Source organism: Streptomyces sp. NPDC042638, assembly GCF_040647235.1.
GTDB lineage: Bacteria > Actinomycetota > Actinomycetes > Streptomycetales > Streptomycetaceae > Streptomyces > Streptomyces rameus.
On the sequence record NZ_JBEZBT010000043.1, the window covers coordinates 1 to 13,443 of the forward strand.

General features: G+C 74.0%; 9 protein-coding genes. 8 read left to right on the forward strand and 1 reads right to left on the reverse strand.

Going from position 1 to position 13,443, the window contains the following annotated elements:
- Positions 1 to 388 precede the first annotated feature (388 nt).
- Positions 389 to 3,763, reverse strand: coding sequence for a pyruvate carboxylase (locus AB0B40_RS27970; protein WP_362266233.1), 3,375 nt, complete (start codon positions 3,761 to 3,763; stop codon positions 389 to 391).
- A 430-nt stretch (positions 3,764 to 4,193) separates the two neighbouring features.
- Here AB0B40_RS27970 and AB0B40_RS27975 point away from each other — a divergent pair, with 430 nt between their 5' ends.
- From AB0B40_RS27975 to AB0B40_RS28010, 8 genes are all read left to right on the forward strand, one after another.
- Positions 4,194 to 6,257 (forward strand): ATP-binding protein, encoded by a 2,064-nt coding sequence (locus tag AB0B40_RS27975; RefSeq protein WP_362266185.1) that lies wholly within the window; start codon positions 4,194 to 4,196, stop codon positions 6,255 to 6,257.
- The gene (locus tag AB0B40_RS27980; RefSeq protein ID WP_345055344.1) at positions 6,254 to 6,661 is read left to right on the forward strand and encodes a roadblock/LC7 domain-containing protein; all 408 of its coding nucleotides are present in this window, start codon (positions 6,254 to 6,256) and stop codon (positions 6,659 to 6,661) included. The genes AB0B40_RS27975 and AB0B40_RS27980 overlap by 4 nt, the downstream gene beginning before the upstream one ends.
- Before the next feature lie 11 nt (positions 6,662 to 6,672).
- The gene (locus AB0B40_RS27985) at positions 6,673 to 7,020 is read left to right on the forward strand and encodes a DUF742 domain-containing protein (RefSeq protein ID WP_345055347.1); all 348 of its coding nucleotides are present in this window, start codon (positions 6,673 to 6,675) and stop codon (positions 7,018 to 7,020) included.
- Positions 7,021 to 7,033: 13 nt separating this feature from the next.
- On the forward strand, positions 7,034 to 7,627 hold the full coding sequence (locus tag AB0B40_RS27990; RefSeq protein WP_345055417.1) for an ATP/GTP-binding protein: 594 nt from the start codon (positions 7,034 to 7,036) through the stop codon (positions 7,625 to 7,627).
- On the forward strand, positions 7,624 to 8,835 hold the full coding sequence (locus tag AB0B40_RS27995) for a cytochrome P450 (RefSeq protein WP_345055350.1): 1,212 nt from the start codon (positions 7,624 to 7,626) through the stop codon (positions 8,833 to 8,835). Before AB0B40_RS27990 ends, AB0B40_RS27995 begins: the two co-directional genes overlap by 4 nt.
- A gap of 102 nt (positions 8,836 to 8,937) precedes the next feature.
- Positions 8,938 to 10,164, forward strand: a complete 1,227-nt coding sequence (locus AB0B40_RS28000; protein ID WP_345055353.1) for a cytochrome P450 — start codon at positions 8,938 to 8,940, stop codon at positions 10,162 to 10,164.
- Positions 10,165 to 10,352: 188 nt separating this feature from the next.
- The gene (locus tag AB0B40_RS28005) at positions 10,353 to 11,342 is read left to right on the forward strand and encodes an aldo/keto reductase (protein WP_345055356.1); all 990 of its coding nucleotides are present in this window, start codon (positions 10,353 to 10,355) and stop codon (positions 11,340 to 11,342) included.
- A 768-nt stretch (positions 11,343 to 12,110) separates the two neighbouring features.
- Positions 12,111 to 13,427 (forward strand): MFS transporter, encoded by a 1,317-nt coding sequence (locus AB0B40_RS28010; protein ID WP_362266235.1) that lies wholly within the window; start codon positions 12,111 to 12,113, stop codon positions 13,425 to 13,427.
- Positions 13,428 to 13,443 lie beyond the last annotated feature (16 nt).

The following is a 13,443-nucleotide window of genomic DNA, read 5'->3' on the forward strand; positions in this document are numbered from 1 at the left end:
GGGGGCGCAGCCACCCGGAGGCGGGGGCGCAGCCACCCGGAGGCGGGGGCGCAGCCACCCGGAGGCGGGGGCGCAGCGCGCGCACAGCCGCCGGGCGGTCCACAACCTCCGGGCGTCCCGGCCGCCGGGCGGGCGCCACTGCGGGACCGTCACCGGCGCCGACCAGGCAGGACCCGCCCGACGTACACCACCGACCAGGCGGGACCGCCGGACGCACGCCTCCGTAGGAGTGGAGCGACCGCCCGGCAAGCACGGCAGCCCCGGCCACCAGGCGGCCACGCCCACCGGCTGCCACCGCCACCAGGCCCCCGCACCGCCCAGCCGGCGTCGGCAGGGGGCGCCGGTGCCCGGTCGGCGGGCGGGCGTCGCGGTCAGGTGCGGGGCGGTGTCAGGCCAGTTCCGCCAGCAGGTCGCCGCCCTCCACCTGCTGGATGCGGTTGATGGCGAGCCGGGAGACGCGGCCCGCCTTCGGGGCGGTGATCGTCGCCTCCATCTTCATCGCCTCGATGGTGGCGATCGTGGCGCCCGCCGCCACCTCGTCGCCCTCCCTGACGGCCAGGGTCACCACACCGGCGAAGGGCGCCGCGACGTGGCCCGGGTCGGCGCGGTCGGCCTTCTCCGTCACCGGGACGTCGGTGGCGGCGGACCGGTCGCGGACCTGGATGGGCCGCAGCTGACCGTTGAGCGTGGACATCACGGTGCGCATACCGCGCTCGTCGGCCTCGCCGATCGCCTGCAGCTCGATCAGCAGCCGGACCCCGGGGTCCAGGTCGACGGCGTACTCCTTGGCGGGGCGCAGACCGTAGAAGAACGCCTTGCTGTCGAGCACGCTCGTGTCACCGAAGCTCTGCCGGTGCGTGTCGAACTCCCGGGCGGGGCCGGGGAACAGCAGCCGGTTGAGGGTGGCCCGGGGGTCCTTGCGGAGGCCGTCGCGGTCTTCGGCGGACAGTTCGGGGGCGGGCTTGGCCGCCGCCCGGCCCTGCAGCGCCTTGCTGCGGAACGGCTCCGGCCAGCCGCCGGGCGGGGTGCCCAGCTCGCCGCGCAGGAAGCCGATCACCGAGTCGGGGATGTCGTACTTGTCGGGGGTCGCCTCGAAGGCGTCCGGGGAGACGCCGGCGCCGACCAGGTGCAGGGCGAGGTCGCCGACCACCTTGGAGGACGGGGTGACCTTGACCAGGCGGCCGAGGATGCGGTCGGCGGCTGCGTACATCGCCTCGATGTCCTCGAAACGGTCGCCGAGGCCGAGGGCGACGGCCTGGGTGCGCAGGTTGGACAGCTGGCCGCCGGGGATCTCGTGGTGGTAGACGCGGCCGGTCGGGGAGGCGAGGCCCGCCTCGAACGGGGCGTAGACCTTGCGGACCCCCTCCCAGTACGGCTCCAGGTCACCGACCGCCTGGAGGTCCAGGCCCGTGGGACGGTCGGAGTGGTCGGTGGCGGCGACGATCGCGGACAGCGACGGCTGCGAGGTCGTACCGGCCATGGAGGCCACCGCGCCGTCGACCGCGTCGGCACCGGCCTGGATCGCGGCGAGGTAGGTCGCGAGCTGGCCGCCGGCGGTGTCGTGTGTGTGCAGGTGGACCGGCAGGTCGAACTCGCGGCGCAGCGCCGTCACGAGCTTCGCGGCGGCCGGGGCGCGCAGCAGACCGGCCATGTCCTTGATCGCGAGCACGTGGGCGCCGGCGTCGACGATCTGCTCGGCGAGGCGCAGGTAGTAGTCGAGGGTGTAGAGCCGCTCCGCCGGGTCGTTGAGGTCGGCGGTGTAGCAGAGGGCGACCTCGGCGATCGCCGTGCCCGTCGCGCGTACGGCGTCGATCGCGGGGCGCATCTGGCCGACGTCGTTGAGGGCGTCGAAGATGCGGAAGATGTCGATGCCGGTGGCGGCGGCCTCCTGCACGAAGGCGTCGGTCACCTCGGTCGGGTACGGCGTGTAGCCGACGGTGTTGCGCCCGCGCAGCAGCATCTGGAGGCAGATGTTCGGCACCGCCTCGCGCAGGGCGGCCAGCCGCTCCCACGGGTCCTCGGCGAGGAAGCGCAGCGCGACGTCGTAGGTGGCGCCGCCCCAGCACTCCAGGGACAGCAGCTGCGGCAGGGTGCGGGCGACGGCCGGGGCGACGGCGAGCAGGTCCTTGGTGCGCACCCGGGTGGCGAGCAGCGACTGGTGGGCGTCGCGGAAGGTGGTGTCGGTGACGCCGATGGTGGGCGACTCGCGCAGGTGCCGGGCGAAGCCGTCGGGGCCGAGGTCGGCCAGCAGCTGCCGGCTTCCGGCGGGCGGCTCGCCGGCGGGCAGCGGCGGCAGCTTGGTCAGCGGGTCGAGCAGGTCGGGCCGCTCACCGTGCGGCTTGTTGACGGTGACGTCGGCGAGGTAGGTGAGCAGCTTGGTGCCGCGGTCGGCCGAGTGGCGGGCGGTCAGCAGGTGCGGGCGCTGCTCGATGAAGGAGGTGGTGACCCGGCCGGCCTGGAAGTCGGGGTCGTCCAGGACCGCCTGGAGGAAGGGGATGTTGGTGGCCACACCGCGGATGCGGAACTCGGCGACCGCGCGCCGCGCCCGGCCGATCGCGGCGTGGAAGTCGCGGCCCCGGCAGGTGAGCTTGACCAGCATGGAGTCGAAGTGCGCGCTGATCTCCGTACCGGCGTGCGTGGTGCCGCCGTCGAGCCGGATGCCGGAGCCGCCCGGGGAGCGGTAGGCGCTGATCCGGCCGGTGTCCGGGCGGAACCCGTTGGCGGGGTCCTCGGTGGTGATACGGCACTGGAGGGCGGCGCCGCGCAGGGTGACCGTGTCCTGGGAGAGGCCGAGGTCGGCGAGGGTCTCCCCGGAGGCGATCCGGAGCTGGGCCTGGACCAGGTCGACGTCGGTGACCTCCTCGGTCACCGTGTGCTCGACCTGGATGCGCGGGTTCATCTCGATGAACACGTGGTTGCCGTCGCGGTCGACCAGGAACTCGACGGTGCCGGCGTTGCGGTAGCCGATCTCACGGGCGAAGCGGACGGCGTCGGCGCAGATCCGGTCGCGCAACTCCGGGTCCAGGTTGGGGGCGGGGGCCAGCTCGATGACCTTCTGGTGGCGGCGCTGCACCGAGCAGTCGCGCTCGAAGAGGTGGATGACGTTGCCGTCGCCGTCGGCGAGGATCTGCACCTCGATGTGGCGGGGCTCGACGACCGCCTTCTCCAGGAAGACGGTCGGGTCGCCGAACGCGGACGCGGCCTCGCGGGAGGCGGCCTCGATGGACTCGCGCAGCTGGGCCGGGTCCTCCACCCGGCGCATGCCGCGCCCGCCGCCGCCCGCCACCGCCTTGACGAAGACGGGGAAGCCGATCTCGTCGGCGGCGCGGACCAGTTCGTCCACGTCGTTGGAGGGCGCTGAGGAGCCCAGGACGGGCACGCCGGCGGCCCGGGCGGCGGCGACCGCGCGGGCCTTGTTGCCGGTCAGCTCCAGGGTCGCCGCGTCCGGGCCGACGAAGGTGATGCCCGCCTCCTCGCAAGCGCGGGCCAGTTCGGGGTTCTCGGACAGGAAGCCGTACCCGGGGTAGACGGCGTCGGCGCCCGCACGGCGGGCGGCGGCCACGACCTCGTCCACGGAGAGGTAGGCCCGTACGGGATGCCCCGGCTCGCCGATCTCGTACGCCTCGTCGGCCTTGAGCCGGTGCAGCGAGTTGCGGTCCTCGTGCGGGAAGACGGCGACGGTGCGCGCGCCTAGTTCGTAGCCCGCCCGGAACGCGCGGATCGCGATCTCTCCACGGTTGGCGACCAGCACCTTGCGGAACATCATGGTTTCCCTTCAGCTGCCCTGCCGGCGACGAACACCCTGGTGTCAGCCACGCGCTGCCGTACTCGCGGACACCCTAGGGGCTGCCCGCACGGGTCGATGTGCGAAAACCATCACATCGCGGGGGTGGCCGGCGCCACAGGGACGCGCCGGACCCCGGTCGGCAGGGTGCGGGAGTCGACCGCGCGGAGGCCTCCGGCCGCGTGAGCGCACCCCGGCACAATGCACTGGAATACCCTATCTGCCGCTTTCGCCGCTAATGCGGAGGTATCGACCCACTGCTGCGGGAAGCCGCACGGAACCTTTCTGTTCCGATCACGAACTCTCGTATAGTGACCGCCAGTTCACCACCGAGTGTCACGTCTCACCACTCGCACCCTTTTGCCCGCTCCACCGTGCCCTTATCTGCCGCAAGGACCAGACCGGACCGATGACCGCGCCCACGCACCCCGGCGACCGACCTTCCCTCCGTACGTTCGTCTCCGTCCTCGCCGTGACCGGTGTGCTGTCGGCGCTCGTGGTCTGTGCGGCCGTGGCGGTGGCGCCCGGCTCGGCGCGCACCACGCTCGCCTGGGGCGGAGCCGCGGCGGCGGTCGCGCTCAGCGCGGCGGTGGCCACGGCCGCGCACGCGCGCCGGAGCGCGCGCGACGCCCGGCACAGGCTGGAGGGTGCCACCCAGGACATCGGACGGCTGCTCCAGCAGCAGGCCCGTACGACGGAGGAGGCGCGCCAGGAGCAGCAGCGTCTGATCGACGAACTCGCCCGGCAGCGCACCGAGTTCACGGAGTCGTTCGCGGCGGAACGCGCTCGGTCGGAGGAGGTGACGACGCGGGAGCTGGAGCGGCTGCGACAGGAGAACGCCCGGTTGTCGGGCGAGTCGGAGCAGGCCCGGCGGGAGCGGGCCGCCGCGATCTCCGCCACCTCCAACGCCGCCGCTCGCATGCAGGCCCTGGCCACGGCCACGCTCGCCGACCTGCGGGCGATGGAGGAGCGGCACACCGACGAGGACGTGCTGGCCGACCTGCTCCAGCTCGACCACCGCACCGCCCAGGCCGGCCGGCTCGCGGACTCCATCGCCGTGCTCACCGGAGCGCGCTCGGGACGCCGGTGGGCGCGGCCGATCGGTATGGAGTCGATCCTGCGCGGCGCGATGGGCCGGATCGCCGGCTACCAGCGGGTGCGGGTGCACTCGGTGAGCGAGACGGCCGTCGCCGGGTACGCGGCCGAGGGGGTGATGCACGCGCTCGCCGAACTGCTCGACAACGCGGCGAACTTCTCGCCGCCGACCGCCGAGGTCCACGTCTACGTGGAGGAGGTGCCGGCCGGGGTCATCGTGTCGGTGGAGGACAGCGGGCTGGTGATGGGCGAGGTGCAGCTGCGCCGCGCCGAGCGGGCGGTCGCGGGTGACGTCTCCGGGCTGGGCGGTCTGACCGGCACCCGGCTCGGGCTCGCCGTGGTCGGCCGGCTGGCCCGCAAGCACGGGCTCAAGGTGTCGTTCCGGCCGTCGGCGCGCGGCGGCACGGGGGTGCTGATGCTCATCCCGCAGGACATCCTGTCCAGCCCCCTCCCGGCCGAGCCGGCCGCCGCCGCGACTCGCCCGGAGAGCGCCCCGCCCGCACCGGCACCGGCCGCCGTGGCCGTCTCTGCGGTCCACGAGTCCGCCGCGCCCCCGGAGGAGGGGCCGGGCGGACTGCCCAGGCGGCGCCGGGGCCGTACGCTCGCCGAGGCGGAGCGCGCCCGCTCGGCGGCACGCACCGGTCACCCCGCCGCGCCGGCCACCGACGAGGGCCGGACCCGCGCCGCCCGCTTCAGCAGCTTCCGCCAGGCCGTCCGGCCGTCCGCGCCGACGGACCGGCAGCCCGGCCCCCCGACCGTCCCGGACCGCGACACTCCGCCCCAGGACGGTCCCCCGACCACCCCGCCGGACGGCACGGCCCCAGCCCAGGACGGCCCCCCGGCCACCCCGCCGCACGGCAGAACCCCAGCCCAGGACGGTCCCCCGGCCACCCCGCCGCACGCGCCCGCACCGGCGTCCCCGCGAGACGCCGTACGGGACGGGCGGACGGCCCCTGCCGAGCAGGGCGCCACGCCGGACGAGCACACCGCCGGGAGCCCCAGAAACACCCCGCCGACCGGCCGCGCCGCCACACCCCGGTCGAGCAACGCGCCGGACGACCGGCCCGCCGCACCCCCGACGAACACCACACGCGACGACCGACCCGCCCAACCCCCGACCGACGCCGACCCGCACGACCGACCCGCCCAACCCCCGGCGGACACCGACCCGCACGACCGACCCGCCCAGCCCCCGGCGGACACCGACCCGCACGGTCGGTTCGGCGGCCGTCCCTCGGGCGGGGCGCCGGACGGTGCGTCGGCCGGTCCCTCCTCGGACGAAGCAGGCGAGCACAGCTCCCCCGCCCCCTCTCACCAGCACGCGCACCCCGCCCCCTCTCACCAGCACGCGCACCCGGAAGGCGACACCACTTCATGACCGGCCCGACCACCGCCGACGACAAGCTCACCTGGCTCCTGGAGGGCCTGCTGGAGAGGACCCCGGGTGCGCGGCACGCGCTCGTGCTGTCCCGGGACGGGCTGAAGCTGTGCCGGACCCCCGAGCTGAGCGTCGACCAGGCCGACCAGCTGGCCGCGATCGCCGCCGGCATCCAGTCGCTGTCGCACGGCGCGTCCGTGGAGTTCGGTGACGGCAGCGGCGGGGTGCGCTCGGCGATGACGGAGTTCTACGGCGGCGTGCTGTTCATCGTGGAGGCGGGCGCCGGCGCCCATCTCGCCGTGATCACCGGCGAGGAGGCCGACGCGGGAGTCGTCGGGCACAACATGAGCGAACTGGTGGAGCAGCTCGGCGAGCACCTGGCCGCTCCGCCCCGCACGTCATGAGCCGACCGGGCATGAACCGTCCCGGCCGGGACGATGCCCCCGACCGGCTGTACACCATCACGCAGGGCCGCACCCGCACCGACCCCGACAGCCCCTTCGACCTGGTCACCCTCGTCGTCGCCGAGTCGGAGCCGACGGCGGGCATGCAGTCGGAGCACGTGGCGATCCTGGACCTGGCCCGGTTCCCCACCTCGGTGGTGGAGATCGCCGCCGAGCTGCGGCTGCCCGTGGGCATCACCAAGGTGCTGCTGTGCGACCTGCTGGCGGCGGGCCGCGTCAGCGCCCGCCATCCGCGCCGGCCGGCCATAACCGACCCCGACATCCTGGAGCAGGTGCTCGTTGGACTCCGCAACCTCTGACGCGCGCACCCCGTTGGGTGCCGCCGCCGACCAGGGTTTCAAGATCGTGGTCGTGGGCGGCTTCGGCGTCGGCAAGACCACGCTGGTCCGCTCGGTCAGCGAGATACGTCCCCTCAACACCGAGGAGACGATGACGCAGGCCGGTGAGCCGGTCGACGACATACGCCAGGTGCGCGGCAAGTCCGCCACCACCGTCGCCTTCGACTTCGGACGGATCTCCCTGGACGCCCGCAACGTGCTGTACCTGTTCGGCGCGCCGGGCCAGGAGCGGTTCTGGTTCCTGTGGGACCGGCTGTTCTCCGGCACGCTCGGCGCGGTCGTGCTGGTCGACACCCGGCGGATCGACGACTCCTGGTACGCCATCGACCGGCTGGAGCACCACGGCACGCCGTTCATCGTGGCCTGCAACGACTTCGGCGGCCCGGTCCACGCCGGCGCCGACGTCCGCGAGGCCCTCGACCTGGATCCACAGGTGCCGCTGCTCGACTGCGACGCCCGCTCCCGCGCATCGGGCAAGCAGGTCCTGATCACGCTGGTGCAGCACGTGAAGAACCGGTACGCCGACCCGTCCGCGCGGGCGGGCCTGCCCCGACAGGAGTTCGTGTGACCACCCCCGACGCCGTCCCGCTCGGCGGCCCCCGGTTCCAGACCGAACCCGCCCGTCTGTACCGGGAGATGCGGCGCGACCACGGCGCCGTGGTGCCCGTGCTCCTCGACGGCGGCATCCCGGCCTGGCTGGTGCTCGGTTACCGGGAACTGCACCAGGTGACCGGCGATCCCGCGCTGTTCAGCCGGGACTCGGACCTGTGGAACCAGTGGGAGAACATCCCGGCGGACTGGCCGCTGCTGCCGATGATCGGGCGCAGGCAGCCGTCGATCCTCTACACGGTCGGTGAACGGCACCGGCAGCGCGCGGCGATGGTCAGCGGCGCGCTGGAGGCGGTGGACCCGTTCGAACTGAAGGGACACGCCGAGCGGTTCGCCGACGAGCTGATCGACGCCCTGTGCCCGGCGGGCGAGGCCGACCTGGTCGCGCAGTACGCGATGCTGCTTCCGGTGCGGGTCCTGGCCCGGCTCTACGGCTTCCCGGACGAGGACGGTCCGGGGCTGGTCACCGCCCTCAACGACATGATCGACGGCCGGGACCGCGCCCTGGCCGGACAGGCCCATCTGGCCGGTTCCATGGTGCGGTTGCTCGCGGACCGCAGGAAGGAGCCCGCGCACGACGTGGTCTCCCGGATGCTCGCCGACGACAGCGGGTTCACCGACGAGGAGATCGCGCAGGACCTGATGGTGATGCTGGCGGCCGGACACCAGCCCACCGCCGACTGGATCGGCAACTCGCTCCGGCTGATGCTGACCGACGACCGGTTCGCCGCCTCCCTGTTCGGCGGGCGCAACAGCGTCGCCGAGGCGATGAACGAGGTGCTGTGGGAGGACACGCCCACCCAGAACGTGGCGGGCCGGTGGGCCGCCCGCGACACGCACCTCGGGGGCCGGCGGGTCCGGGCCGGCGACCTGCTGCTGCTGGGTCTGCAGGGCGCCAACTCCGATCCGCAGGTCCGGACCGACGGCTCCGCGCTCACCGGCGGCAACAACGCGCACTTCTCCTTCGGTCACGGCGAGCACCGCTGCCCGTTCCCGGCGCAGGAGATCGCCGAGGTGATCGCGCGGACCGGTATCGAGGTGGTCCTGGACCGGCTGCCGGACATCGACCTGGCGGTGCCCGCCGAGTCCCTCACCCGCCGGTCCTCGCCCTGGCTCCGGGGGCTGACCGAGCTGCCCGTCCGGTTCACCCCGGTACCCGCCCTCTGACCGCGCCGCCTCGGCCGGCCGCCTTTCCGCCGGGGATCCGGGGGGGATCCCCCGGGACCTGCCCAGTACTCCGACCGACCCTGCCCTGGGAGGCACGTCACGATGACGACCGGTACCGAAGCACCCCGCATCGCCCTGGATCCCTTCGTCACCGACCTGGACGCCGAGAGCGCGGCGCTGCGCGCGGCCGGTCCGCTCGCCGCCGTGGAACTCCCGGGCGGGGTCCCGGTGTGGGCGGTGACCCGTCATGCCGAGGCCAAGGCGCTGCTCACCGATCCCCGGCTGGTGAAGGACATCGACGTCTGGGGGGCCTGGCGGCGCGGTGAGATCCCCGGCGACTGGCCGCTGATCGGCCTGGCCAACCCGGGCCGTTCCATGCTCACGGTGGACGGCGCCGACCACCGCCGGCTGCGCACCCTGGTCGCTCAGGCGCTCACCCCGCGCCGGGTGGAGCGGATGCGGGAGCGGATCGAGCAGCTCACCCAGGACCTGCTGGACGCGCTGGACGCGGGCGACGGGACGGTGGACCTGAAGGCGGCCTTCGCCTATCCGCTGCCCATGTACGTCATCGCCGACCTCATGGGGATCGAGGAGGCGCGGCTGCCCAGGCTGAAGGTGCTGTTCGAGAAGTTCTTCTCCACCCAGACCCCGCCGGCGGAGGTCGTCGCGACCCTCACCGAGCTAGCTCAGATCATGGCCGGGACGGTGGCGGCGAAGCGCGCCGAGCCGGGCGACGACCTGACCAGCGCGCTGATCCTGGCCTCCGCGGACGGCGACCGCCTCACGGACGCGGAGATCGTCTCCACGCTCCAGCTGATGGTGGCGGCGGGCCACGAGACGACCATCTCGCTGATCGTCAACGCCGTCGTCAACCTCTCCACCCACCCCGAGCAGCGCGCCCTGGTGCTGTCCGGCGAGGCCGACTGGTCGGCGGTGATCGAGGAGACGCTGCGGTACTCCACCCCCACCTCGCATGTGCTGATCCGGTTCGCGACCGAGGACGTGCCGGTCGGCGACAAGGTGATCCCGGCCGGGGACGCGCTGATCGTGTCGTACGGGGCGATCGGCCGCGACGAGCACGCGCACGGGCCGACCGCCGGGGACTTCGACATCACGCGCGAGACGAGGAACCGTCACATCTCCTTCGGTCACGGCCCGCACGTCTGCCCGGGAGCCGCCCTGTCCCGTCTGGAGGCGGGCGTCGCCCTGCCCGCGTTGTACGCCCGCTTCCCCGGGCTGGACCTGGCGGTGCCGGCCGCCGAACTGCGCAACAAGCCCGTGGTCACGCAGAACGACCTGTTCGAGCTGCCGGTACGGCTGAAGCCGTAGTGCCGCACGGAGCGCGCTTGACTTCGAGAGCGCTCCAACTCGTAGCGTCACGGACATCGGGCGGCCCCGCACCCGGCCTCCCACACGGGATGCCGGGTGCCGGAATCCGTCGCTAGATGGAAGAAGGCCCGCCGCCCGGGAGAACCGCCCGGGAGGACGACGAACGAGTGCGCACGAAAGGACCTCCCATGCAGAAGCGCAGCCTGCGGGACCTCCAGGTATCGGCCATCGGCCTCGGTTGCATGGGGATGTCCGCCTTCTACGGCTCCGCCGATCGGGACGAGGGGATCGCCACCATCCGGCGCGCCCTCGACCTGGGCATCGACTTCCTCGACACCGCGCAGGTCTACGGCCCGCTCACCAACGAGTCGCTGGTCGGCGAGGCGATACGGGGACACCGCGACGAGTACGTGATCGCGACGAAGTTCAACTACCGGATGGACGACGCCGTCCCCGGCGACATGAGCACGGTCGGCAGGCAGGACGGCTCGGCCGAGCACGTCCGCAGCTCGGTGCACGGCTCGCTGGAGCGCCTGGGCACCGACCACATCGATCTGTACTACCAGCACCGGGTGGACCCGAACGTGCCCATCGAGGAGACGGTGGGCGCGCTGGGCGAGCTGGTCGCCGAGGGCAAGGTGCGGCACATCGGACTGAGCGAGGCGAGCGCGGAGACCATCCGGCGGGCGAACGCCGTCCACCCGATCACCGCGGTGCAGAGCGAGTACTCGCTGTGGACGCGGGACGTGGAGGCCGAGGTGCTGCCCGCCTGCCGGGAGCTGGGCATCGGCTTCGTGCCGTACTCGCCGCTCGGCCGGGGCTTCCTCGCGGGCCGCTTCAACTCCCCCGACGAGCTGGACGAGAACGACTTCCGGCGCAGCAATCCCCGCTTCACGGAAGCCAACCTGGAGGCGAACCTGCGGCTGGCGGCGAAGGTGAAGGAGATCGCCGCCGAGAAGGACGTGACCCCGGCCCAGCTGGCCATCGCCTGGGTGCTGGCCCAGGGCGAGGACCTGGTGCCGATCCCGGGCACCAAGCGGCGCACCTACCTGGAGCAGAACGCCGCCGCGGTCGGTATCGAACTGACCGCGGAGGACCTCGCCCGCATCGACGCCGAGCTGCCCGAGGCGGCGGGCGAGCGGTACGACGAGGCGGGGATGCGGGCGGTCAACCGTTAGGGCGCTGTCGTACGGGCCGCCTTCGTCAGATCCAGGTCCGTGGTCTCCGGCGCCAGGATCGGAACCGGGAGACCGGGCCGCCGACGGCGAGGACGGCCGCGCCCACCAGGAACACGAAGCGGGCGCCGTACCGGTCAGGCCCGTCGCTGCGGCCACGGGAGTCGGCTACGCCCGCGCCTCAGGGCCGGCGGCCGTCGTCGCGCCCGGCGGCGGCTCGGTGCTGGACGCCGCCAAGGGCGTCGCCCTGCTGGTCGGCGATCCGGACGCGGCGGCGGCCGGCGCGGACCGGCTGTGCACCGGCACCACAGGAAGGTCCGCTGCCGCCACCGGCGCGAGGACGCCGTACGCCACGGCGAGCGCGGACAGCGGGCCGGTGTCCGGGCCGTCCCCCGGATATTGCGCGCGGCCCGAGTCGCGGGGCTGCGGGCGAAGGAGGCCGGGGGAAGGGCGGAGTGGTGACCGATCGCAGCGGAGCGTGACCGGGGGCGCGGCCGTCCGTGCTGTCGCTCACGCGGGGGCGGGGCGGGGCTGTGAGGAACCCCACGCGGGGGCCAACTGCCGTACCGCCGGGGCGGTTTCGGGGCTGCGGGAACGGTGCGGTGGAAGCGGTGAAGGCGGCTCCCCCCTCCCGTCTGCCACCATGGTCGACGCCCCGACCAGGCGGCCCGGCCGTGCGACGCAGCCGGCCCGACGGGCCCCGCCGGTCCCTGACGCCTCCCCCGGTTTCGAGTACTCCGCGTGTCCTCTTCCTCTGCCCTGTCCACGCCCATGCCCTCCACCGCCCCGGCCTCACGTTCGCCGTGGCGGTCCCTGCGCCACCGGAGCATGCGCTGGTGGTCGGCTGCGAACTTCGTCTCCAACGCCGGCACGTGGATGCAGCTCACGGTGCAGAACCTGCTCGTGCTGCAGATCACGGGTTCGGCGGCGGCGACCGGTCTGTCGATGTCCGTCCAGGCGGCGCCCGCGCTGTTCGTGAGCCTGCTCGGCGGCGCGGCCGTCGACCGCTGGCCCCGGAAGCTTACGGTCGCCGTCAGCCAGGCCCTGCTCGGCGCGGTGGCCTTCACCACGGCGCTGCTCGTGGCGCTGGACCGGATCGACATGACGTCGCTCATGGTGCTGGCCGCCGTGACCGGTGTCATCGCCACCGTCGACGGGCCGGCCTGCGCCCTGCTCGGAAACGACCTCGTGCCGGTCACGGACGTGCCGTCGGCGATCGGGGTGGGCGCCCTGGTGCACAGCGCCGGCCGGCTGGCCGGCACCGCCCTGGCCGGGGTGACCGTCGGTTTCCTCGGCACGGGCGCCGCGTACGCCGCCAACGGGGTGTCGTTCCTGTTCGTGGCCTCGGTGGTGCCGTTCCTGCGGCCGGCTCCCGGGGCCGGCGGGGAGCCGGCCGCCGGAGAACCGGCGGTTGCCTCGGCGGACGCCCCGGGCGCGGGGATGTCCGTGCGAGAGGGCCTGTCCTTCTTCCTGCGCCGGCCCCGCCTGGTCGCTCTCGCGGGCATCACCGGGATCAGTTCCGTCTTCGGCCGCAACTACGGGCTGACCCTCGCCGTCCTCGTCACCGGGCCGCTGGCCGGCGGCGCCGGGGCGTTCGGCACGGTCTCCACGGTGCTGGCCGTCGGCGGCATCCTGGGCGCGGTGCTGGGCGCCCGGCTGCGCAGGCCGTCGGTGCGGACCGTGGGACTGCTCGCGGCGGCGGGTGCCCTGCTCCAGGTGGTGGCGGGTCTGTCGCCGTCGCTGGCCGTGCTGCTGGTGATGGTGCTGCCGATGGCCATCGTGGAGTCCGTCTCCGACACGGCCGGTACGGCCGTGCTGCAGACCGATCCGCCCCCGCACATGCGGGGCCGGGTGCTCGGGGTGTGGAGCAGCATCGGCACCGTGTGGAGTCTCGGCGGCCCGCCCGCGCTGGGCCTGCTGATGGAGTGGGCCGGGGCACGCGGTGCCCTGGTCGCGGGCGGGCTGCTCATCGCGGCCTCGATCGGCGGGGGCCTGCTGGCGCGCCACCGCGGCGGACCGGTGCCGCTCACGCTGGCCGCCAGGCGCGGCGATGTGACCGGCCGGGAGGCCCTGGGCACGGCGGCCTGACGGGCTCCGCCCGGCG